This is a genomic window from Pseudomonas sp. S2_A05, assembly GCF_054668485.1.
This window is the reverse complement of record NZ_CP162775.1, coordinates 3,976,867-3,997,171: the sequence shown is the minus strand read 5'-3', so window position 1 is coordinate 3,997,171 and position 20,305 is coordinate 3,976,867. Positions and strand designations below refer to the sequence as shown.

Below are 20,305 nucleotides of genomic sequence, written 5' to 3'. Positions count from 1 at the left end.
TGCGAACACTCTCAATGCCGGATCAGCTTGGCATGCAGTTGTCCCATGGCTATCGGATCCAGCTCTACCCAAACCTGCTGCTTGCCGGCAATCACCGCGGCCACCGGCACCCCATCGCGATACACCAGCCGATTGCTCACCAGCGCCGGCACTTTCACCCCGGGCAACAACGTTCCGGCCAGATTCAATGGATCAACCCCACACACCGCCACCAGGCTGCCGTCCTGCGGGCGGCGGCGTACTTCGCGCAGCAAGGGAATGGCTTCGGGCAAGGCAAACTGCTCGCCAGCCAGACCACTGACAAACCGCCCGCCACGAATCTCGCCCCGCGCCTCCAGACGATGAAAGGTGCGCAGCAATTCCCGCCAGCTCGGCAACCAGTCCGCTTCGCGTTCCAGCAGACGCCAGAACACCACGCCGTAGCGGCGCAGCAGGGTCATGGCGACATGTTCGAGTGTCTCGGCGGCATCGGCTGACGAACCCCGTCGCAGCAATGCCCAGCGCCCGGCATCGTCCATGCCACCGATAAAAGCGCCGCGCCCGCGTCGGCTACTGCGCTGCTGGCGCTTGCTTGCAGGAGTGATCAACGCGCGCAGGCCGGCGAAGCTGTCGGCGTTCACCAAACCTGCGGCGACCAGTTCCTGCAGGGCGATTTCCAGTTCGCTGCGCAGCAGGCGCGCTTCATGAATCAACTCATCGAAAAACAGCGCGCCATGCTGACTCAGCGCCTCGAAGACTTTCTGCGTTTTCGGCGATAACTCACTCACTGGCGTCTGCTCAGCCAACGCACTCCACAAACCCACTTGGCTACGCGGCAGCAGCACAATCGGTGTACTGCGCAATGCCGAGCCGCTGACCTTCTGCCGCGCGCTGATGCGCGTCCACACCAGTTTGCCGTTGCGGCACAGTTCATCCAGCCAGCTCGGCGAATAGTCCTTGAGGCGGGCCGGCAGGATGTCGCTGTCCCACGCCGAAGCTGCCGCCGGGTAGCCTTCGAACTGGCCGACAATCGCCGGCAACACCGCACTGCCCTGGCCTTGGGTGGCCGGCGTCAGATGCTGCCAGTCGAACAGAAAACGCATGAAATCCTGCAATGCCACCGGTTCGATTTCCCGGCGCAGGCGCTTGACCGTGTAGCGATGGATACGCGCCAGCAGATGGCGTTCGCACCATTCTTCAATCGTGCTTTTCGGCGTGAACTGGCCGCGCAAGACGTAGCCTTCACGCTCCAGTCGGGCGAGGGCCTGACTCACTTGCGCGGCGGGCAGGGCGAGCGGCTCGGCAATGGCGGGCAACGGGATTGGCCCAAAGGCGCCGAGGCGGGCGCGGATCACTTCGACCAGCGCCTCATCGAATGCCCACGTGTCGTCGAAGCCGGGCAGCACCACCGCCTCAGTCAGCAACGTGGCCTGTGGATAAAGTGCTTGCAGGCAACTCAACCGTTCGCGGGCCAGCCATAACTGATGCTCGGCGTCGATCTGCAACCGGCAGGCGCGGCCGCTGGCCATCAGCGTTTGCAGCCAGTCCGGCCAACCCGCGTTGGCGCGCGCTTCGGCGTCACTGATGCAGGCGAGGCTCATCAGCGCTTCATGCATCTCATCCAGGGAGTTGGGCGACGGCCAGGCTTCTTCGCGCACCGCCGTGATCGCGTCGGCGTCCAGCGCGCCGAGATCATCGGTCGACTGCGGATCGCTCCAGCGTCGATTGATCACCGCTTGCGTGCGGCGTTCCTCCAGCGGCGCATCGTCGAGAAACGTGTACGGCCGGGCGCTGAGGATTTCTGCCGCCAGCGGCGACGGCGCCGGCAAATCCCGGGCGATCAGGCGCACCTCGCCACGCTCCATGCGCCGCAGCAGGGTCAGCCAGCCTTCGCTGTCCATCGCTTCGTGCAGGCAATCGTCGAGGGTCTGTTCCACTAACGGATGTTCGGGGACTTCGCGCTCGCCGGCGAGGTTTTCCAGGCAGGCGATCTGGTCGGGAAACACACTGGCGATGAGGTCTTCGCTTTTCATCCGTTGCAGTTGCGGAGCGACTTTGCGCCCGCCGGTAAAACGCGGCAACGCCAGCGCCACCCCGGCATTCCAGCGCCAGCGCACGCCAAACAAGGGCGCATCGAGCACGGCTTGAATAAGGGTGTGTTCGGCGCTGTTGCTGTGCAGGTAACGCCAGACTTCGTCGAGCTCGAAGCTGTGACTGGTGGACAGCGACAGCACGATCGCGTCTTCGCTGGCGGCGGCCTGCAACTCGAAGTTGAAGGTGCGGCAGAAACGCTTGCGCAAGGCCAGGCCCCAAGCGCGGTTGATGCGGCTGCCGAACGGCGTGTGAATGATCAGTTGGGTGCCGCCGGACTCGTCGAAAAACCGCTCCATCAACAGCGTGTCCTGCGAGGGCAGGGCGCCGAGGGTTTGCCGCGCGCGGGCGAGATATTCGACCAGTTGCTCGGCGCTGGCGAGGTTGAGGCCGAGTGTGGTGGTCAGCCAGTCGAGCGCCGGTTGCAGATTCCCGGGCCTGGCGCTGAGCAATTCGTCCAACTGCGCTTGCAGGCGCGCGACGGCCGCCGACAGTTCATCACTGCGCCCCGGCGCTTCGCCGAGCCAGAACGGAATGGTCGGCGGCATGCCCTGCGCATCCTCGACCCGCACCTTGCCGCTTTCTACCCGCAGGATGCGGTACGAGGTATTGCCGAGCTGGAACACATCGCCGGCGATACTTTCCACGGCGAAATCTTCGTTGACGCTGCCGATGTTCAAGCCCTGGGGTTCTAGCAATACGCTGTAGTCGGCGTTGTCCGGAATGGTGCCGCCGCTGGTCACGGCGGTCAGTTGCGCGCCCCGCCGGCCACGCAAGGTGCGGCTGACGGCGTCGCGGTGCAGGTAGGCGCTGCGGATGCCCTGGCGACCGTTGTAGCCCTCGGCGAGCATGCTCAGCAGGGCCTGATAGTGTTTTTCGTCGAGATCGCGATAGGGCCAGGCTCGGCGGAACATCGCAAGCAACGCGTCCTCCGACCATTCCTGGCAACTGACCTCGGCAATGATCTGCTGCGCCAGCACATCCAGCGGTTTTTCCGGAATGTGCAGCGTATCGAGCTCGCCCCGGCGCACGCAGTCGAGCAGGGCGGCGCACTCGATCAGGTCGTCGCGGGTGGTGGCGAACAAACGGCCCTTGGGCGTGCCGCCGACCTGGTGTCCGGAGCGACCGACTCGTTGCAGAAACGCAGCAATCGAACGCGGTGAACTGATCTGGCAGACCAGGTCGACTTCACCGATATCGATGCCCAGCTCCAGTGATGCAGTGGCGATCAGCACTTGCAGCTCGCCGCGTTTGAGGCGCTGTTCCGCATCGAGGCGAAACTCTTTGGCCAGGCTGCCGTGGTGCGCCGCCACGGCCTGCTTGCCGAGGCGCTCGCTCAGATGCCGGCTAAGGCGTTCGGCAAGGCGTCGGGTGTTGACGAAAATCAGCGTGGTGCGATGCTCGCGGGCGAGTTCGGCGAGGCGCTCGTACACCAGTTCCCAGACATCGTTGGCCATCACTGCAGACAACGGCACCGGCGGCACTTCGATACCCAGGTCTCGTGGGCGGGCGTGGCCAATGTCGACGATTTCGCAGGGGCAATCGTGACCGACCAGAAACCGCGCCACGGCTTCTACCGGCTTCTGCGTGGCGGACAGGCCGATGCGGGTCAGCGGTTCGGCGCACAACGCTTGCAGCCGTTCAAGGCTCAAGGACAGATGACTGCCGCGCTTGCCGGCGGCCATGGCGTGGATTTCGTCAATGATCACCGTGCGCGTGGTGCCGAGCATCCTGCGCCCGGATTCCGAGCCAAGCAGCACGTACAGCGATTCCGGGGTGGTGACCAGAATATGCGGCGCGCTCTTGCGCATCGCGGCGCGGTCTTTTTGCGGCGTGTCGCCAGTGCGTACGGCGGTAGTGATGGTCAGCTCCGGCAGGCCCATCTCGCGCAATTGCGCGGTAATGCCGGCGAGCGGATTCTGCAGGTTGATCTGGATGTCGTTGGACAGTGCCTTCAACGGCGAGACATAGACCACCAGGGTTTCGGCGGGCAGACCGTCGGGGTGTTCCAGACCGCGATGGACAAGCTCATCGAGCACGGCGAGGAACGCGGTCAGGGTTTTCCCCGAGCCAGTGGGCGCGGCGATCAGCGTCGACCGACGCTGGCGAATCAACGGCCACGCACGGGCCTGAGCGGCGGTGACCGCCGGGAAAGTCTTGTTGAACCAGGCGCTGACGGCGGGGTGAAAACCGGCCAGCGCGCTGTTGGCGGGGAGGGGCAGATTCATGACTGAAGTTATGCGGGCGGGGGCGGGAAGATGCAAGTACCGTTCGGAGCCCTTCGCGAGCAGGCTCGCTCCCACCCTGGAATGCGGTCCCCTGTGGGAGCGAGCCTGCTCGCGAAGGGGCCGGCCAGGACGGCGCAAATTCGCGGATCTACACTTTACGGATGACGGTTGCGCACTAAACCCGCAAAATGCAACGATTCCGGCAATTATCGACGACGGTTCCACAAGAACCGTCGCTAAAGCCATCGTTCCAATCAGACTGGGCCTGCTGACTCTATGCGAATGCGCCTTATGTTACTGGGCGGCGGAAATGCCCTTGGGCAGGCGCTGATTCGCCTCGGTGCGGAAGAAGACATCGGTTTCCTCGCCCCCCGCCCGCCCGAAAACGGCTGGGATGCCGCGAGCCTCACCCAACTGCTCGACGACACCCGTCCCGATGCGTTGATCAACCTCGCCTACTATTTCGACTGGTTCCAGGCCGAGAGCGTCAGCGAAAGCCGCATGAGCGGCCAGGAACGCGCCATCGAGCGTCTGGCCGAGCTGTGCCAGCACCACAACATTGTCCTCGTGCAGCCGTCGAGCTATCGCGTGTTCGACGGCTCGCGGGCCACGGCCTACAGCGAAAAAGACGAACCGGTGCCGCTGGGCCTGCGCGGTCAGGCCTTGTGGCGCATCGAGCAAAGCGTGCGCGCGACCTGCCCGCAACATGTGCTGCTGCGTTTCGGCTGGCTGCTCGACGACAGCCCGGACGGCACCCTCGGACGCTTCCTCGCCCGGGCGGAACAACCCGAAGAGTTGTTGCTGGCCGATGATCGTCGCGGCAATCCGACTCCGGTCGATGACGCCGCGCGAGTGATCATCTCCGTGCTCAAGCAACTCGACTGCGCCGCGCCGCTGTGGGGCACTTACCATTACGCCGGCCACGAAGCGACCACACCGCTGGCGCTGGGCCAGGCGATTCTCACCGAAGCACGCAGCCTGCATCCGCTGGCGATCGAAGCACCGACCGCGCAGGCCCACGCCGCGCGCCCGGACGCCGCCGAAGAGCCGCAACACGCAGTGCTGGCCTGCAAGAAAATTCTCCACACTTTCGGGATCAAACCGCGCGCCTGGCGTGCCGCACTCCCGGGTCTACTGGACAGGTTCTACCGACATGGCTGAAGCAACGGTTTTAATCACTGGCGGAGCCGGCTTCATCGGCTCGCACCTGACCGATGCCTTGCTCGCCAAGGGCTATGCGGTACGCGTGCTCGACGACCTGTCGACCGGCAAGCGCAGCAACCTGCCGCTGGACAATCCCAAGGTTGAACTGGTAGTGGGCGATGTCGCCGATGCCGCCCTGGTCGCCCGCGCCATGCAAGGTTGCAGCGCGGTCGCGCATCTGGCGGCCGTGGCCTCGGTGCAAGCCTCGGTGGACGATCCGGTGAAAACCCACCAGAGCAATTTCATCGGCACCCTGAATGTCTGCGAAGCCATGCGTCTGGCCGGGGTCAAGCGCGTGGTGTATGCCTCCAGCGCGGCGGTGTACGGCAACAATGGCGAGGGCGAGTCGATTGATGAAGACACGCCGAAGGCGCCGCTGACACCCTATGCCTCGGACAAACTGGCCGGTGAGCAGTACTTCGATTTCTACCGTCGCCAGCATGGCCTGGAGCCGGCGATTTTCCGCTTCTTCAACATCTTCGGCCCCCGCCAGGATCCGTCCTCGCCGTATTCCGGTGTGATCAGCATCTTCAGCGAACGCGCGTCGAAAGGTTTGCCGATCACCGTGTTTGGCGATGGCGAGCAGACCCGCGATTTTCTTTATGTCGGTGATCTGGTGGATTTGCTGGTGCAGGCGCTGGAAAAGCCTGAAGTGCAGGAGGGCGCGGTCAATGTTGGCTGGAATCAGGCGATGAGCCTGAAGCAGATGCTCGAAGCATTGAAATCAGTGGTCGGTGAACTGCCGCCCGTGAGTTACGGGCCGGCGCGTTCGGGTGATATCCGCCATTCGCGAGCGGATAACCGACGCTTGCTGCAGCGCTTCGAAATGCCGCCGCAGACGCCGATGAGTGTGGGCTTGGCGCGCTTGCTCGGGCGCGGATGAAACAAGCTTTCGTCCGAGACCTTCTTCCGAACGGTCGGACAGCGGACATGAAAAAGGCGCCCTGCAACAGGCGCCTTTTTCACGGCCGGAATATCGCTATCCCTGTGGCGAGGGAATGTTATTCCCCGATCGACTGCGTACGGTCGTCGTCAGGTCTGTGCCTGCCCGCCACCAAGCCTCATTCACCACCACGTGAACGTTCGGTCAAAGTCAGCTTAGAACTTATAGCCCAGACCGACCATGTAGATGAACGGATCGACATCCACATTCACCCGTGCGCGGGTGCCGGGTGCGACGGCGTTGTTCTCGACGGTCGCGCGTGTATCGATATCGATGTAGCGCACTTGGGCGTTGAGCATGATGTTGTCGGTGATCATGTAGTCGGCGCCGACCTGCCAGGCCAGACCCCAGGAGTTTTTCGCCTTGAAGTTGCTGAAGCCGTTGGCGCTGGCTTCGCTGCCGACGTGTTCGTCGTAGATCCAGGTGTAGTTGATGCCACCGCCGACATACGGCTGGAAAGCCGATTTCGAATCCAGCGGGTAGTAGACGACGCTGAGGGTCGGCGGCAGGTGTTTCAGGGTGCCGAGCTTGCCGTTGGCGGCGGGCAGGGCGGTGCCCTTGAGCTTGACGTCGTGCTCGAACGGCGTGGCTGCCAGCAGCTCGATACCGATGTTGTTGGTGAGCATGTAGGCGAAGTTCAGACCCAGTTGGGTGTCGCTGCTCATGGTCGCCTTGCCGCCCAGATCAGTGCCGCTCAGCGGACCCTGATCGACCTTGACGCTGGAACTGTCGGCCTTCGGGTTGACGGTGATCGCACCGGCGCGCACAAGGATGTCACCGGCTTCGTGGGCGTGGGCTAGCGGGGCTGCGAGCGCGAGGGCAAACAGCGAGGCGCTGAGCAAGGACTTGTTCATGGGGGCTCCGAAAGGACGTAAAAATTCGATGTCCTAGGGTACGAAGCCGTCTGATACGGTGTTTTGACTCAGCTCAATGAAACAGTGAAGGGGCGGGGTTTTGTGGAACCTTTGAGGGCCTATTCGCGAGCAGGCTCGCTCCCACCTTGGAATGTGATCACCTGTGGGAGCGAGCCTGCTCGCGAAGACGATAGACCAGCCAATACAAAATTACCGGGAATTACTCCGGCAGTTCATACGCATAAATCTTCTCCGCCTCCATCTGATACCCGGCATCGGCCAGCTCACTGCTCGAGGCTTTCACCTGCAACGGTCCTTCGACCCAGTACGGCTGATACAGCTCATCGAGCTTCACGCCCAGTTCGCTTTTCACGTGGACGATCTGGTTCGACGGCGGTGGCGGGACGTGGATGCAGGCGCCGAAATATGGCACCAGCAAGAAGTCCGTGGTGCGCCCCTCTTCGCTGACTTCCAGCGGCACGATGTAACCCGGCAGGCGAATGTTCTGCCCGTCGAGGCTTTTCACTACCGGAGCGTTGGGCATGTCCTGCTTGGCCGCCGGCGCGGACTCGGCAGAGAGTGCGTCGCCCATCTTCGACAGGTCGTGCAGCGGGGTCATGTTCGGCACTTCCGGCGCGGCGTCCGGCGGGATCATTTCCGACCAGGTCAGGTCTCTCGGCGCCGCCGCCCACACGGGCAGGGCGACCAGCATCAGCAGCGCAAGCAGGGCGCGGGGCATGGTGAACATCCTCATAAACGGATCGACAGGCCATCGGCCAATGATTGGCGATACGCGCGCCAGGCCGGCACGCTGCCCATCAGCAGCGCGGCCGCCAGAATGCCACCGAGCAGCGTCCATTCATACTCGCTCGGCCATGCCAGCGGCAGGTATAAACCGTAATTGGCCTGCACGTACCCTTGCGCAGCGGCGATGCCGACGTACAGCAATGCCAGTCCGGCGATGACTCCAGTCAGCGCCAACGCAAAGGCTTCCAGCACCAGCAGGCTTGCGATGTGCCACGGCCGCGCCCCCACCGAACGCAGAATCGCCATCTCGCGGCGACGTTCGTTGAGGCTGGTGAGAATCGCCGTGAGCATGCCGATCAACCCGGTCAGCACAACGAACAGCGAGACCACGAACAAGGCTTTCTCGGCCGTACTCATCAGGCTCCACAATTCCTGCAAGGCCACGCCCGGCAGGATCGCCAGCATCGGTTCGCCACGGTATCCGTTGATCTCGCGCTGCAAGGCGAAGGTGGAAATCTTGCTGTTGAGGCCGAGCATGAACGCGGTGATCGCTTGTGGCGTCAGGTCCATATTGCGCGCCTGATCAGCGCTGATCCTGCCGTTGCCGCGCGCCGGCACGCCGTTGTGCCAGTCGATGTGGATCGCCTCCATGCCGCCGAGGCTGATGTGCAACGTGCGGTCCACCGGGGTGCCGGTGCGCTGGAGGATGCCGACCACGGTGAAGGGTTTGTCGTCGTGCTTGACCAGGCTGATCGCCGCCACGCCGTGGGCCAGTACCAGTTTGTCGCCGAGCTTGTAGTGCAGCGCTTCGGCGACTTCGGCACCGAGCACCACTTCGAAAGGATCGGTGGCAAACGCGCGACCGTCGGCCAGCGCCAGGTGTTGCTGGCGCCCGTACTGGTAGTGCTGGAAATAGGCTTCGGTGGTGCCCATCACGCGATAGCCGCGATGGGAATCGCCTAGGGACATGGGGATTGCCCACTTCACTTTCGGGTTGTTGGCGAAGTGTTCAAAGCTGTCCCAACGGATGTTGTTGGTAGCGTTGCCGATGCGGAACACCGAATACAGCAGCAGGTTTACCGACCCCGAACGAGCGCCGACGATGAGGTCAGTACCGCTGATGGTGCTGGCGAAACTGGCCTTGGCTTCGGTGCGCACGCGCTCGACGGCGAGCAGCAGGCACACCGACAGGGCAATGGCAAAGGCGGTGAGCAATGCGGTGAAACGGCGGTTGGCCAGGCTGGCCATGGCCAGACGAAACAGATACATCTCAGACCTCGGCGGACGTGGCGGCGCGATTGAGATCGGCCAGGGACAGATGACGGTCGAACAGCGGCGCCAGGCTCTGGTCATGGCTGACGAACAACAGACTCGATCCGGCCTCGCGGCACTCGGCAAACAGCAGGCGAATGAAGTTTTCGCGGGCGTCGTAATCCAGCGCCGAGGTCGGTTCGTCGGCGATCACCAGCTCCGGTTGGCCGATCAATGCGCGTGCGGCGGCGACCCGTTGTTGCTGGCCGATCGACAGCGAGTCGGCGCGGCGGCTGAGGATGCTTTCGTCTTTCAGACCCAAGTGGGCGAGCAGGGTGGCGGCGGCTTGATCGACGCTGCCGTGGCGCTGTTTCGCCCGTTGCGCACGCAGTTTTGAAAAATGACACGGCAACTCAACGTTCTCGCGCACCGAGAGAAACGGCAGCAGGTTGAATTGCTGGAAAATGTAGCCAGTGTGATCGACACGAAACGTATCGCGCTTGCCGGCAGAAAGCTCGGTCAGCTCCTGGCCGAGCAGGCGAATGCTGCCCCGATTGGGCTTCTGCACCCCGCCAAGCAGGCCGAGCAGCGTGGTCTTGCCACTGCCGCTGGGGCCTTTGAGAAACAGGGTTTCGCCGGCTTCCAGACGAAACGCCGGGATGTCCAGCAGCGGCGGGTGACCGGGCCAGTTGAAGCCAAGGTCGGAAAGTTCGATGAGTGCTTGGGTCATGGCACCGATTTTCATGAAGTGAACACATAACCCTGTGGGAGCGAGCCTGCTCGCGAAAGCGCTGGGTCAGACACCCACCTGTCAACTGACACGCCGCCTTCGCGAGCAGGCTCGCTCCCACAGGGGATTTCGGTGGATCCTAGAATTTCAGCGCAGCCGATTTCGCCGTCACTTCGGTACCTTGCTGGCCGGTCGCGCTGATCAGTTGTACCTGAATCTTCTGCGTCGCCGGGAAGGTCTTGAAGATGTTCGTCAGGTTCAGCGTGCTCAGCGCGCCCGGTGTGGCGCAGCTGAATTGGTAATGCGCATGGATTTCGCTGTGGTCGTGGTGATGCTCGTGACCGTCCTTGTCCGCTTCATCTTCGTCGTGATCATCGGCGTCCGGCTTGTCGCCGAACAGCGGGCTTTCCAGTTCCTGGCTGACCACTTTGCACCCTGCCGCAGCGGGCAGGCTGAACAGAGCCAATGGTTTTTCCAGTTGCGCACGAGCGGCAGCGACTTTGGCCTTGTCGGCATCCGACGTCGCGGCGTGTTCAAAACCCACCAGATTCATCGCCGGGCTTTCCAGCTCCAGCTCCAGGGTCTGACCATCGAGCGCGGCGTTCAGCCGACCCACACCATGCTCATGGGCGCCGAGGCTGCCGTGCTCATGATCGTGATCGTGCTCATCCACCGCATGAGCAGCGGCCAGCGGCAACAGGGCAAACGGCAAAGCGAGCAGCAAACGACGCATGACGGACTCCGAGAAAAATGAAAAGTTTGTTATGTAATCTTATAACGAAAGTGCGCAAAGTGTGCCCGTGCGCTTGGGATTGCGCAAGACATGGCTAAGCACCGCCCGGGATGAGTTCGCGGGCGGTGCTGGGATTGGATGTCATGCTTGCAGAATCAGAAGCCTGCGCCGGGATAGTCGAACCAATAGTGTCCCGAAAGAACATCGTTGATCAGATTTGCGTCGAGCACGCTCGGGGCATCGCGACTGAAACGCTGTCGCCAAGCCGGAAGCCACCAGTAGTTGATGGCTGTTCCGCGCGGAAATACCACCAGAGTCAGCACCTCCTTATCCATTTTGCCCTGCGTGTAGAGTTGATGACTGCGATCCATCAGGGCCATGTACTGGTCGATTGGCAGTCTGAACATAAGTGCCATGGTGAAGATTTTTTCACTCTGACTGAACGCCGGACTCTGCAGTACCCGCAATGCTTCGCAAGTGTGTGAATTCGGTTGACTCGCTATGCTCTGGCCTTCGGGGGTTGAAAGTATGTCGAAGCGATCATCCATGTCTCGCCAGTCGGTTCGGCTATTGCGCTCAAAGTAATCACGAATAACAAGGGTCAGTGGACCTGCAGTTTCCCCGTCAGCGGGACAAGCCGAAAGATCGGCAGGCAACCAGATGCGCCATGCCACGATGAGCAAAAACGGAATTATGAGGAGGAGCGAATAAGGGCGTTTCATTGTGGCGTGCTGTGTTTGTAGCGTCGGAAAATAGTGAAGTCATGGTCGCTGGGATTTGCATTACCGGTCGCATGGCGAAAACCTGCGTCGTTAACTTCAACTTTTTCCCACCCTGCAGAAATGCATACGCCCTTCGTTAGAACGAAGCCGACATGGCCGCTGGCGTCGGAATAATTCATTGCGTAAGCGCCGACGTCCCCGGGCAACGGCGTGCGCTCGACTTTCCAGCTGTTGAGCAATCGTTGTCCATTCGCCCATTCACCCGCGAGCGGAGGACTAACCTTGGAGAAATATGGCAGGTATTTCGATTTGCCATGTTCAATCAACGCCACGTTGACCCCAATTGCGGTCAGCACGTCGTAGACGAACAGATTGCATTTATTTGTGTTTGGTGGAAATTCCACGCTCTGCCTTAGAGTAGGGTGTGGCAGCGACTTTTTGCTTTTATTCCCTGCCCACTGTGTTGATCCCCGGTGTGACAGCGCCTCCATCAGTATCCTGCGCGGCATGTCCTGAATGACGACTTTCACCGTTCGGGTTTCATTTGTACGTTTCACACCATATTCGACTTCGTAGAACGCGTCGTTCGAGACAGCGCCGCTGGTCGTTAGCGGGACTTTTACCCACGGTGATATCGCTACGATCGAAAGAGACTTCCCTGGATTCAACGTAGCAGTGTGCATACCTTTTTTTGTACCGGAGTTCCCCACAATCTGAACCGTCACTTCGTGGGTGTCTCGGGTTTTGATCGACGGTAGTTCCTTGCCCGCGAGCGTTATAGCGATCTGGCCGTTTTTGGATATCAATGAATAAATGCGAGGCCTGTCATCGTTTTGAACGATGTTGTCATCTACGACCTGACCGTCGATAAGCAGCTGAAATTTTACGCCTGGCGGTGGCTGCATCAGAAAGTCTTTAAAGATGAGTTTGATTTCCGATTTCATGACAAATCCTGTGTCAGGGGCTCTTCATAGGCATAGAAAGTCCATTCGGAATCTTCCCCTACCAACAGGGTGTCGTAATCCGAAGCGTTTTTTACCGGGTGTTCGCAGCCTTCGCCTGTGAGGTTGCAAGTGCTGTCTTGTAAAACGGCAACCTTCGCCTTGTCCTTGAGTTTGTAAGCCAAACCTGGCTTTTCCGTGTCATCAAGGCGTTCGATGATGACCTGCAAGTAGCGATAAGAGGTCAGGGCAGCAATCGGTGGCCCCATGTCAATTGGAGCGGGCCGGCCAATTCCTGCGAAACCACTGTGTTGCTGAGTGAGCAGCTTATTGGTCATGGGCGGACAACCGCAGGCGACGTAGTCACCCTCTAGCGCAGCTGGTCCGGCAGGTAAAATCAGCGTTCTTTCACCCACTGCTACGATGGGGCCTTTGCCAGGCCCACAGACCGGACAACTGGCGAGTTGTCCAATGGAAGCGATTATTCTTCCTTCGATATTGAGGTTCTCATTTCCTTCAAGTATCACGCCACCTGTAGAGGTCGGGCCTCCTTTAGAGGCCAGTTTTCGTCCTGAAGACATTGGGAATCCTTCCCGCAAAAAGAGATTAATTTAGCCGATCAACCGGGAATTACCAGATGTGTTTGGCGCCCTTTACTTGGCGTTGCACAAGTCCCGTGGGAGCATGCAGGTCAGAAAAGTGCAGGAGCGAACTCGATGTTGCGGATACGCGGAACGGTCGGCGAGGTGCCGGTGGATTTGACGGTGGAGCTGGATGACAGCGATTGGGCCAGGCTGGGTTCGGCGCTGAGCGGGCAGGCGCCGGTCGCGCAGTCCGAGGCAGTGGCGTCGGCCCCGGCGGCGAAGCCGGTGAATCAGGATGATGCGCTGTGGCAGGTGGCCAAAGACTTGTTGCGCAACGCCGGGCAACTTAGCGGGCCGGATCTGCTCGATCAACTGGAAGCGCTGACCGGCAGTGCGGCAGCGGGCAAGCGTTTGCTCGTGCGCTTGCGCCACAGTTCCGATGTGAAAGTGGCGAGCGGCGGGGATACGCCGCTCTATAGCTGGATCGGGTAAGGCCTTAATACAGCGCCGCAAACACTTTGCGACGGTAAGCCGTCACCAACGGATGATCATTGCCCAGCAGTTCGAACACCTGCAGCAAGGTCTTGTGCGGCAAGCCTTCGCCGTAGCTGCGGTTGCGGATGAATAGCTTCAGCAAGGCGTCCAGCGCTGCTTCGTATTGCTGGCGCGCCAGTTGCTGGATCGCCAGTTGGTACACCGCTTCATCATCCTGCGGATTTTGCGCCAGGCGGCTCTTCAGGTCGGCGGCGTCCGGCAGATCGCGGGCGAGGCCGAAGAACTGGATCTGCGCTTTGGCGCCGGCCAGTGCGGCTTTGTGCTCATCGCTCTTGACCGCGTCGAGCACGGTTTGCGCTTCGCCCAGTTCGCCGCGTTCGGTCAGGCAGCGTGCGTAAAGGATCAGCGCTTTGGCGTTGGTATTGTCTTCATTGAGAATGGTCACCAGCACCGCTTCCGCCTCGGCGAAGTGACCTTCGTCGAACATCGCTTGGGCCTGTTCGAACGGGTCGGCAGCGGCCGGTGGCGGCATCTGCACATGCGGTTCGAGCAGGGCGCGCACGGCGGATTCCGGTTGTGCCCCGGCAAAGCCATCGACCGGCTGACCATCCTTGAACAGCACCACGGTCGGCAGGCTGCGAATGCCGAAGCGGGCGACGATGTCCTGCTCGATGTCGCAGTTGACCTTGGCCAGCAGCAACTCGCCCTGATAGCTCTCGGCAATGCCTTGCAGCATCGGCATCAACGCCTTGCACGGCGCACACCATTCGGCCCAGAAATCCACCAGCACTGGTTTGTTGAAGGAGGCTTCGATCACCGACTGGTCGAAATCGGCAGTCGTGGCGTCGAAGATATACGGCGTTTGCTCACTCATGGGGGATCTCGTCAAAGCGTGGATGGGGCAACTATAAGGCTTGGTGGGGGGTGGCCGGAAGCGGGGCGGGTCGAGAGGTGTGTTGCATGGGCGGACGCCTTCGCGAGCAGGCTCGCTCCCACAGGGGATTTATGAACGACACAGATCCAGTGTGGGAGCGAGCCTGCTCGCGAAGCTTTAGCTAGCGCCGTGCATGGTAGAGGCTGACATGTCTGAATTCTTCGGGCTCCGCCAGATCGGGGAGGGTCATCGCCTCCAGCATCTCGATCCGTTCATACAACGGATGCCGAAAATCCCGCACCCGTGAATCCGCCACCAGCGCCTCGCGTCCGCGACTGAGAAACGCGTCGAGCAGCGGCAAGTTCGCCCGGTCGTACAACACGTCGGCGACCAGGATCAGATCGAAGCGATCGGCTTCAGCAAAGAAATCCGTCGAGTAGCTCATCTGCACAGCATTGAGCTCGGCATTTGCCCGGCAAGCGGCGATCGCCAACGGATCGAGATCGCACGCCACCACTTCCAGCGCCCCGGCCTTCACCGCCGCGATCCCGGCAATCCCGGAACCAGCGCCGAAATCCAGCACGCGCTTGCCGCGCACCCACTCTGGAAACTGTGCCAGATAACGCGCCACGGCCAAGCCGCTGGCCCAGCAAAAACTCCAATAGGGCGGTTCATGCAGGATGCGCTGGGTTTCTTCCTGGCTGAATTCGCGGGCCATGTTGTCGCCGTCGATCAACCACAGCTGCAAATCGGTGCCCGGCAACGCGCAGGCTTTCAGTCTGGCGTCGCCGAGCAACTCCCCCAAGGCCTGTTGCAGGTCGAGCGGTGCTGTCATGGCGCTTTGACGAATTGCAGCTGGCCCAACGCCTGAGTGGTCGGTTGGGTGATGGTCTGCGACGGTAGATGCAGGATCAGTTGCCCGGACTGGCTGGCGCGCCCGCGCAGCTCGACCCGTGCGCCGGCCGGAAACGCCTCGGGGTTGAACCGCAGGTGAAACGGCAGGATCTGGTTGTTGCCGATCAGGCTGGAACTGGCGAGCAGTTGCTGTGGGCGGTCCTTTTCATCGATCACCAGGAGCGCCAGTTCGACTTCGGCGCCGGCCGGCACCCCTTGCAGGCTGCCGCTCAATTCGCGCTGATGCGCCGGCAGCGGGCCGAGTTCGGCAGCCTCTTTGGCTTTTTTCTGCGCCTGCTGCGGCGCGGGGCCTGGGGTCGGCGGTTGCGGCTTGGGTGCGTCGCTGCCACAGGCCACCAGCAGGCTGAAAAGACTGAGCAGAATGAGCGGACGTAACGGCATTGGAGGCTCCGGCAGAATGAATTCCATGGATCAGACGATCATGCCGTTCTGTATACCGCAAAGCCTATGGCTTGTCTTGCCACGGGGATGCGCTACCATGGCCCTCCCATTTTTTGTTGCCAGCCACCATGCACTGTCCCTTCTGCGGTGCCAACGACACCAAGGTCATCGACTCGCGTCTGGTCGCCGAGGGCGAACAGGTGCGCCGCCGGCGTGAATGCCTGGCCTGCGGCGAACGTTTCACGACGTTCGAGACGGCCGAACTGGTGTTGCCGCGCCTGATCAAAACCGACGGCAGCCGCCAACCGTTCGACGAAGAAAAACTCCGCGCCGGCATGCAACGCGCGCTGGAGAAACGTCCGGTCAGCGTCGAGCGCCTCGAATCCTCTCTGGTCCACATCAAGCACAAGCTGCGCGCCACCGGCGAGCGCGAGGTCAAGTCCCTCGTGGTCGGCGAACTGGTCATGGCCGAGCTGCAAAAGCTTGATGAAGTCGCCTACATCCGCTTCGCTTCGGTGTACAAGCGCTTCCAGGACCTCAATGAATTCCGCGAAGAGATCGACCGCCTCGCCCGCGAACCGGTGAAAGAATGACCACCGCCGCCGAGCAGGCGATCCTCGACGCGCATTTCATGGCCCGCGCGCTGGAACTGGCGCGCAAAGGCCACTACACCACCCATCCCAATCCGCGGGTCGGTTGCGTGGTGGTGCGTGACGGCCAGATTGTCGGCGAAGGCTGGCATGAGCGCGCCGGCGAACCCCATGCCGAAGTCCACGCCCTGCGCGCCGCCGGCGAGCAGGCCCGGGGCGCCACGGCGTACGTGACCCTCGAACCTTGCAGCCACCACGGGCGCACGCCGCCGTGTGCCGATGCCTTGGTGACCGCTGGCGTTGCCCGGGTCGTCGCGGCGATGCGTGATCCCAATCCGCAGGTCGCCGGGCGCGGTTTGCAGCGCTTGGCCGAGGCCGGTATCGCCACTGAAAGCGGGGTGCTGGAAGCAGAAGCACGCAAGCTCAATCAAGGTTTTCTGAAACGCATGGAGCATGGCTTGCCATTCGTGCGGGTCAAGCTGGCCATGAGCCTCGACGGTCGCACAGCGATGGAAAGCGGCGAGAGCCAATGGATCACCGGCCCGGCGGCGCGTTCGGCGGTGCAGCGTTTGCGCGCTGAGGCGGCGGTGGTGCTGACCGGCGCCGATACGGTGCTGGCTGACGGCGCACGCTTGACCGTGCGCGCGGACGAACTCGGTCTCGACAGCGAGCAAACCGCGCTGGCCATGAGTCGTCCACCATTGCGGGTGTTGATCGATGGCCGCCTGCGAGTGCCGCTGGATGCGCCGTTCTTCAAGGCCGGGCCGGCACTGGTCGCCACTTGTGTCGCGGTGGAAGAGCAATATGCCAATGGCCCGGAATGCCTGATCGTGCCGGGTGCCGACGGCCAGGTCGATCTGCATCAATTGCTTATCGAACTGGCCAATCGAGGCACCAACGAGGTGCTGGTCGAGGCCGGGCCGCGTCTGGCCGGTGCCTTTGCGCAATTGGGTCTGGTCGACGAATTCGTGATCTTCATTGCCGGCAAATTCCTCGGCTCCACGGCGCGTCCGCTGCTCGACTGGCCGCTGGCGCAGATGAAAGAAGCGCCGGAACTGAAAATCACTGAAATCCGCGCGGTGGGCGATGACTGGCGAGTCACTGCGATCCCTGTCCCTTCAGCCCGCGTATAATTCCCGGCCATTGCGTTAGCGCTGGCCTCGTTCTCAAGGAGAACCCCATGTTCACCGGCATCATCGAATCCATCGGCAGTATCCGCGCACTGACCCCAAAGGGCGGTGATTTGCGGGTGCACGTCGCAACCGGCAAGCTCGATCTGAGTGACGTCAAACTCGGCGACAGCATCGCGGTCAACGGCGTTTGCCTGACCGCCGTCGAGTTGCCGGGCGACGGCTTTGCCGCCGACGTCAGCCGCGAAACCCTTGATTGCACCGCCATGAATGACCTGAAAAGCGGCAGCCCGGTCAATCTGGAAAAAGCCCTGACCCCGACCACTCGCCTCGGCGGGCATCTGGTCAGCGGTCACGTCGATGGTGTCGGCGAAGTGGTCTCGCGCAGCGACAACGCCCGCGCCGTGGAATTTCGCATCCGTGCGCCGAAAGAGCTGGCCAAGTACATCGCCCATAAAGGCTCGATCACCGTCGACGGTACCAGCCTGACCGTGAACGAAGTCGATGGCGCCGAATTCATGCTGACGATCATTCCGCACACCCTCAGCGAAACCATCATGGCTTCTTACAAGCCGGGCCGCCGGGTGAACCTGGAGGTCGACTTGCTGGCGCGTTATCTGGAGCGTCTGCTGCTGGGTGACAAGGCTGCGGAAAAGACCGCCGGCAGCACCATCACCGAAAGCTTTCTGGCCCAAAACGGCTACCTCAAATCCTGACTGAAGGGGGTGCCTTGTGGCGCTCAATAGCATCGAAGAACTGGTTGAAGACATCCGCCAAGGCAAGATGGTCATCCTCATGGATGACGAAGACCGCGAGAACGAAGGCGACCTGATCATGGCCGCCGAATGCTGCCAGGCCGAACACATCAACTTCATGGCCAAGCACGCCCGTGGCCTGATCTGCATGCCGATGAGCCGCGAGCGCTGCGAACTGTTGAAGCTGCCGCTGATGGCGCCGCGCAACGGTTCCGGTTTCGGCACCAAGTTCACCGTTTCGATCGAAGCTGCCGAAGGCGTGACCACCGGCATCTCCGCCGCCGATCGCGCGCGCACTGTGCAAGCGGCAGCCGCCAAAGACGCCAAGGCTGAAGACATCGTCAGCCCGGGCCACATTTTCCCGCTGATGGCCCAGGCCGGCGGCACCCTCGCTCGCGCCGGCCACACCGAAGCCGCTTGCGACCTGGCGCGCATGGCCGGTTTCGAGCCGAGCGGGGTGATCTGCGAAGTGATGAACGACGACGGCACCATGTCCCGTCGCGCTGAACTCGAAGCATTCGCCGCCGAACACAACATCAAGATCGGCACCATCGCCGACCTGATTCACTACCGGATGATCCACGAACGTACCGTTCAGCGGATTGCCGAGCAGCCGCTGGACAGCGAACTGGGCCAATTCAACCTGGTGACCTATCGTGATTCGGTGGAAGGCGACGTGCACATGGCCCTGACGCTGGGCACTGTCTGCGCTGAGGAGCCGACGCTGGTTCGCGTGCACAACATGGATCCGCTGCGCGATCTGCTGATGGTCAAGCAACCGGGCCGCTGGAGCCTGCGCGCCGCCATGGCTGCGGTCGCCGAGGCCGGCAGCGGTGTGGTGCTGCTGCTCGGTCACCCGCTTGATGGTGACGTGCTGCTGGCGCATATCCGTGAAACCGGCGAGCAGGCAGCGCCGAAAAAACCGACCACTTACAGCATTGTCGGTGCCGGTTCGCAGATCCTGCGTGACCTCGGCGTGCGCAAAATGCGCTTGATGTCGGCACCAATGAAGTTCAATGCGATATCCGGTTTCGATCTGGAAGTTGTAGAATACGTGCCCTCCGAATAATGACCGGCTGTTTCCGGACTCCGATTCGCGGCAAATAATCACTGAGGGGCGCGTAGCAGACGCGTCCCGGCTCTTTAAGAGAACTGACGAATGACCCTGAAGACCATCGAAGGTACCTTCATCGCCCCTAAAGGCCGCTACGCTCTGGTAGTGGGCCGCTTCAACAGCTTCGTGGTTGAAAGCCTGGTCAGCGGTGCCGTTGATGCCCTGGTTCGCCACGGCGTGAGCGAAAGCGACATCACCATCATCCGCGCGCCGGGCGCCTTCGAAATCCCGCTGGTTGCGCAGAAAGTCGCCCAGAAAGGCGAGTTCGCAGCGATCATCGCCCTTGGCGCGGTCATTCGTGGCGGTACTCCGCACTTCGAATACGTGGCTGGCGAGTGCACCAAAGGCCTGGCCCAGGTCTCCATGGAATTCGGCGTACCGGTTGCGTTCGGTGTGCTGACCGTTGATTCCATCGAACAAGCCATCGAACGTTCCGGCACCAAGGCCGGTAACAAAGGTGCCGAAGCTGCCCTGTCCGCTCTGGAAATGGTCAGCCTGCTGGCACAGTTGGAGGCCAAGTGATTAGCGACGAAAGCGATCGTTTCAACCCGCGCGATCCGAAACCTGCGGATGCCGGCAAGCCGTCGAAAAGCGCCAAGCGTCGCGAAGCCCGTCAGCTCGCGACCCAGGCGCTGTACCAGTGGCACATGGCCCGGCAATCGCTGAACGAGATCGAAGCGCAGTTTCGCGTTGATAACGATTTCACCGATGTTGACGGTGCCTACTTCCGTGAAATCCTTCACGGGGTTCCGCAGTTCAAGACCGAAATCGACACCGCCCTGACGCCGTGCCTGGATCTGGCGATCGAAGAGCTGGACCCGGTTGAACTGGCGGTACTGCGCCTGTCGACCTGGGAACTGCTCAAGCGCGTCGACGTGCCGTACCGCGTTGTGATCAACGAAGGTATCGAACTGGCCAAGGTGTTCGGTTCGACCGACGGCCACAAGTTCGTCAACGGTGTGCTCGACAAGCTGGCCCCGCGCCTGCGTGAAGCTGAAGTGAAGGCGTTCAAGCGCTGATCGGCGCTTGAATACTTTTTCTCGGC

21 protein-coding genes are annotated in these 20,305 nt (G+C 61.7%); 9 read left to right on the top strand and 12 right to left on the bottom strand.

Annotated elements, in window-relative coordinates; translation table 11 throughout:
* Positions 1–11: 11 nt before the first annotated feature.
* Positions 12–4,298, bottom strand: coding sequence for a DEAD/DEAH box helicase (locus AB4O12_RS18220; protein WP_460059352.1), 4,287 nt, complete (start codon positions 4,296–4,298; stop codon positions 12–14).
* Between the two features lie 276 nt (positions 4,299–4,574).
* Here AB4O12_RS18220 and AB4O12_RS18215 point away from each other — a divergent pair, with 276 nt between their 5' ends.
* Both AB4O12_RS18215 and AB4O12_RS18210 read left to right on the top strand, forming a co-directional pair.
* Positions 4,575–5,459: a sugar nucleotide-binding protein gene (locus AB4O12_RS18215; RefSeq protein ID WP_038860943.1), complete on the top strand. Its 885-nt coding sequence runs from the start codon at positions 4,575–4,577 to the stop codon at positions 5,457–5,459.
* The gene (locus AB4O12_RS18210; RefSeq protein WP_460059350.1) at positions 5,452–6,384 is read left to right on the top strand and encodes an NAD-dependent epimerase/dehydratase family protein; all 933 of its coding nucleotides are present in this window, start codon (positions 5,452–5,454) and stop codon (positions 6,382–6,384) included. The genes AB4O12_RS18215 and AB4O12_RS18210 overlap by 8 nt, the downstream gene beginning before the upstream one ends.
* Before the next feature lie 215 nt (positions 6,385–6,599).
* Here the strand turns inward: AB4O12_RS18210 and AB4O12_RS18205 are convergent, their stop codons facing one another.
* The 8 genes from AB4O12_RS18205 to AB4O12_RS18170 all read right to left on the bottom strand — a co-directional run bounded on the left by AB4O12_RS18205 (position 6,600) and on the right by AB4O12_RS18170 (position 13,003).
* A complete protein-coding gene (locus AB4O12_RS18205) occupies positions 6,600–7,298 on the bottom strand; it encodes an OmpW/AlkL family protein (RefSeq protein ID WP_150638354.1) in 699 nt (232 codons plus the stop codon).
* Positions 7,299–7,518: 220 nt separating this feature from the next.
* The gene (locus AB4O12_RS18200) at positions 7,519–8,037 is read right to left on the bottom strand and encodes a DUF3299 domain-containing protein (protein ID WP_056790810.1); all 519 of its coding nucleotides are present in this window, start codon (positions 8,035–8,037) and stop codon (positions 7,519–7,521) included.
* Positions 8,038–8,048: 11 nt separating this feature from the next.
* Positions 8,049–9,314: an ABC transporter permease gene (locus AB4O12_RS18195; RefSeq protein WP_460059347.1), complete on the bottom strand. Its 1,266-nt coding sequence runs from the start codon at positions 9,312–9,314 to the stop codon at positions 8,049–8,051.
* 1 nt (position 9,315) lies between these two features.
* The gene (locus tag AB4O12_RS18190; RefSeq protein ID WP_056790807.1) at positions 9,316–10,026 is read right to left on the bottom strand and encodes an ABC transporter ATP-binding protein; all 711 of its coding nucleotides are present in this window, start codon (positions 10,024–10,026) and stop codon (positions 9,316–9,318) included.
* A 139-nt stretch (positions 10,027–10,165) separates the two neighbouring features.
* Positions 10,166–10,759, bottom strand: a complete 594-nt coding sequence (locus AB4O12_RS18185) for a DUF2796 domain-containing protein (RefSeq protein WP_056790744.1) — start codon at positions 10,757–10,759, stop codon at positions 10,166–10,168.
* Between the two features lie 155 nt (positions 10,760–10,914).
* Complete coding sequence (locus AB4O12_RS18180; RefSeq protein ID WP_024014498.1) at positions 10,915–11,481, bottom strand: hypothetical protein; 567 nt, start codon at positions 11,479–11,481, stop codon at positions 10,915–10,917.
* Entirely contained in the window at positions 11,478–12,425 is a 948-nt protein-coding gene (locus AB4O12_RS18175) for a CHAP domain-containing protein (protein WP_056790741.1), read from the bottom strand. The genes AB4O12_RS18180 and AB4O12_RS18175 overlap by 4 nt, the downstream gene beginning before the upstream one ends.
* Positions 12,422–13,003, bottom strand: a complete 582-nt coding sequence (locus AB4O12_RS18170) for a PAAR domain-containing protein (protein WP_225930982.1) — start codon at positions 13,001–13,003, stop codon at positions 12,422–12,424. Before AB4O12_RS18170 ends, AB4O12_RS18175 begins: the two co-directional genes overlap by 4 nt.
* A gap of 135 nt (positions 13,004–13,138) precedes the next feature.
* Between AB4O12_RS18170 and AB4O12_RS18165 the strand changes: the two genes are divergently transcribed.
* Positions 13,139–13,498, top strand: a complete 360-nt coding sequence (locus AB4O12_RS18165; RefSeq protein WP_076564305.1) for a hypothetical protein — start codon at positions 13,139–13,141, stop codon at positions 13,496–13,498.
* A 4-nt stretch (positions 13,499–13,502) separates the two neighbouring features.
* On the opposite strand, the gene trxA is transcribed toward AB4O12_RS18165, so the two are convergent.
* The 3 genes from trxA to AB4O12_RS18150 all read right to left on the bottom strand — a co-directional run bounded on the left by trxA (position 13,503) and on the right by AB4O12_RS18150 (position 15,671).
* Positions 13,503–14,375 (bottom strand): thioredoxin, encoded by an 873-nt coding sequence (gene trxA / locus AB4O12_RS18160; RefSeq protein ID WP_460059343.1) that lies wholly within the window; start codon positions 14,373–14,375, stop codon positions 13,503–13,505.
* A 181-nt stretch (positions 14,376–14,556) separates the two neighbouring features.
* The gene (locus AB4O12_RS18155; protein WP_056790733.1) at positions 14,557–15,210 is read right to left on the bottom strand and encodes a class I SAM-dependent methyltransferase; all 654 of its coding nucleotides are present in this window, start codon (positions 15,208–15,210) and stop codon (positions 14,557–14,559) included.
* Entirely contained in the window at positions 15,207–15,671 is a 465-nt protein-coding gene (locus AB4O12_RS18150; RefSeq protein WP_252878976.1) for a YbaY family lipoprotein, read from the bottom strand. Before AB4O12_RS18150 ends, AB4O12_RS18155 begins: the two co-directional genes overlap by 4 nt.
* A 128-nt stretch (positions 15,672–15,799) precedes the next feature.
* On the opposite strand from AB4O12_RS18150, the gene nrdR reads away from it, so the two are divergent.
* The 6 genes from nrdR to nusB all read left to right on the top strand — a co-directional run bounded on the left by nrdR (position 15,800) and on the right by nusB (position 20,279).
* Positions 15,800–16,264 (top strand): transcriptional regulator NrdR, encoded by a 465-nt coding sequence (gene nrdR, locus AB4O12_RS18145; protein WP_007910946.1) that lies wholly within the window; start codon positions 15,800–15,802, stop codon positions 16,262–16,264.
* Complete coding sequence (gene ribD, locus AB4O12_RS18140) at positions 16,261–17,394, top strand: bifunctional diaminohydroxyphosphoribosylaminopyrimidine deaminase/5-amino-6-(5-phosphoribosylamino)uracil reductase RibD (protein WP_252876976.1); 1,134 nt, start codon at positions 16,261–16,263, stop codon at positions 17,392–17,394. The genes nrdR and ribD overlap by 4 nt, the downstream gene beginning before the upstream one ends.
* Before the next feature lie 47 nt (positions 17,395–17,441).
* Positions 17,442–18,107, top strand: a complete 666-nt coding sequence (locus AB4O12_RS18135) for a riboflavin synthase (protein WP_460059339.1) — start codon at positions 17,442–17,444, stop codon at positions 18,105–18,107.
* A 16-nt stretch (positions 18,108–18,123) separates the two neighbouring features.
* Entirely contained in the window at positions 18,124–19,215 is a 1,092-nt protein-coding gene (ribBA, locus tag AB4O12_RS18130; RefSeq protein WP_039761895.1) for a bifunctional 3,4-dihydroxy-2-butanone-4-phosphate synthase/GTP cyclohydrolase II, read from the top strand.
* A 90-nt stretch (positions 19,216–19,305) separates the two neighbouring features.
* Positions 19,306–19,782: a 6,7-dimethyl-8-ribityllumazine synthase gene (gene ribH / locus AB4O12_RS18125; protein ID WP_003228649.1), complete on the top strand. Its 477-nt coding sequence runs from the start codon at positions 19,306–19,308 to the stop codon at positions 19,780–19,782.
* Entirely contained in the window at positions 19,779–20,279 is a 501-nt protein-coding gene (nusB, locus tag AB4O12_RS18120) for a transcription antitermination factor NusB (RefSeq protein WP_024014489.1), read from the top strand. Before ribH ends, nusB begins: the two co-directional genes overlap by 4 nt.
* Positions 20,280–20,305: the final 26 nt, after the last annotated feature.

Bases quoted from the DNA above. Each gene is read 5' to 3' on its own strand.
- AB4O12_RS18135 (WP_460059339.1), top strand. From the start codon at position 17,442: ATGTTCACCGGCATCATCGAATCCATCGGCAGTATCCGCGCACTGACC.
- AB4O12_RS18165 (WP_076564305.1), top strand. From the start codon at position 13,139: ATGTTGCGGATACGCGGAACGGTCGGCGAGGTGCCGGTGGATTTGACG.
- AB4O12_RS18180 (WP_024014498.1), bottom strand. From the start codon at position 11,481: ATGAAACGCCCTTATTCGCTCCTCCTCATAATTCCGTTTTTGCTCATC.
- AB4O12_RS18210 (WP_460059350.1), top strand. From the start codon at position 5,452: ATGGCTGAAGCAACGGTTTTAATCACTGGCGGAGCCGGCTTCATCGGC.
- trxA (WP_460059343.1), bottom strand. From the start codon at position 14,375: ATGAGTGAGCAAACGCCGTATATCTTCGACGCCACGACTGCCGATTTC.
- ribH (WP_003228649.1), top strand. From the start codon at position 19,306: ATGACCCTGAAGACCATCGAAGGTACCTTCATCGCCCCTAAAGGCCGC.
- ribD (WP_252876976.1), top strand. From the start codon at position 16,261: ATGACCACCGCCGCCGAGCAGGCGATCCTCGACGCGCATTTCATGGCC.
- AB4O12_RS18195 (WP_460059347.1), bottom strand. From the start codon at position 9,314: ATGTATCTGTTTCGTCTGGCCATGGCCAGCCTGGCCAACCGCCGTTTC.
- AB4O12_RS18150 (WP_252878976.1), bottom strand. From the start codon at position 15,671: ATGCCGTTACGTCCGCTCATTCTGCTCAGTCTTTTCAGCCTGCTGGTG.
- AB4O12_RS18175 (WP_056790741.1), bottom strand. From the start codon at position 12,425: ATGAAATCGGAAATCAAACTCATCTTTAAAGACTTTCTGATGCAGCCA.
- AB4O12_RS18215 (WP_038860943.1), top strand. From the start codon at position 4,575: ATGCGAATGCGCCTTATGTTACTGGGCGGCGGAAATGCCCTTGGGCAG.
- AB4O12_RS18220 (WP_460059352.1), bottom strand. From the start codon at position 4,298: ATGAATCTGCCCCTCCCCGCCAACAGCGCGCTGGCCGGTTTTCACCCC.
- AB4O12_RS18170 (WP_225930982.1), bottom strand. From the start codon at position 13,003: ATGTCTTCAGGACGAAAACTGGCCTCTAAAGGAGGCCCGACCTCTACA.
- AB4O12_RS18190 (WP_056790807.1), bottom strand. From the start codon at position 10,026: ATGACCCAAGCACTCATCGAACTTTCCGACCTTGGCTTCAACTGGCCC.
- AB4O12_RS18205 (WP_150638354.1), bottom strand. From the start codon at position 7,298: ATGAACAAGTCCTTGCTCAGCGCCTCGCTGTTTGCCCTCGCGCTCGCA.
- nrdR (WP_007910946.1), top strand. From the start codon at position 15,800: ATGCACTGTCCCTTCTGCGGTGCCAACGACACCAAGGTCATCGACTCG.
- AB4O12_RS18155 (WP_056790733.1), bottom strand. From the start codon at position 15,210: ATGACAGCACCGCTCGACCTGCAACAGGCCTTGGGGGAGTTGCTCGGC.
- AB4O12_RS18200 (WP_056790810.1), bottom strand. From the start codon at position 8,037: ATGCCCCGCGCCCTGCTTGCGCTGCTGATGCTGGTCGCCCTGCCCGTG.
- AB4O12_RS18185 (WP_056790744.1), bottom strand. From the start codon at position 10,759: ATGCGTCGTTTGCTGCTCGCTTTGCCGTTTGCCCTGTTGCCGCTGGCC.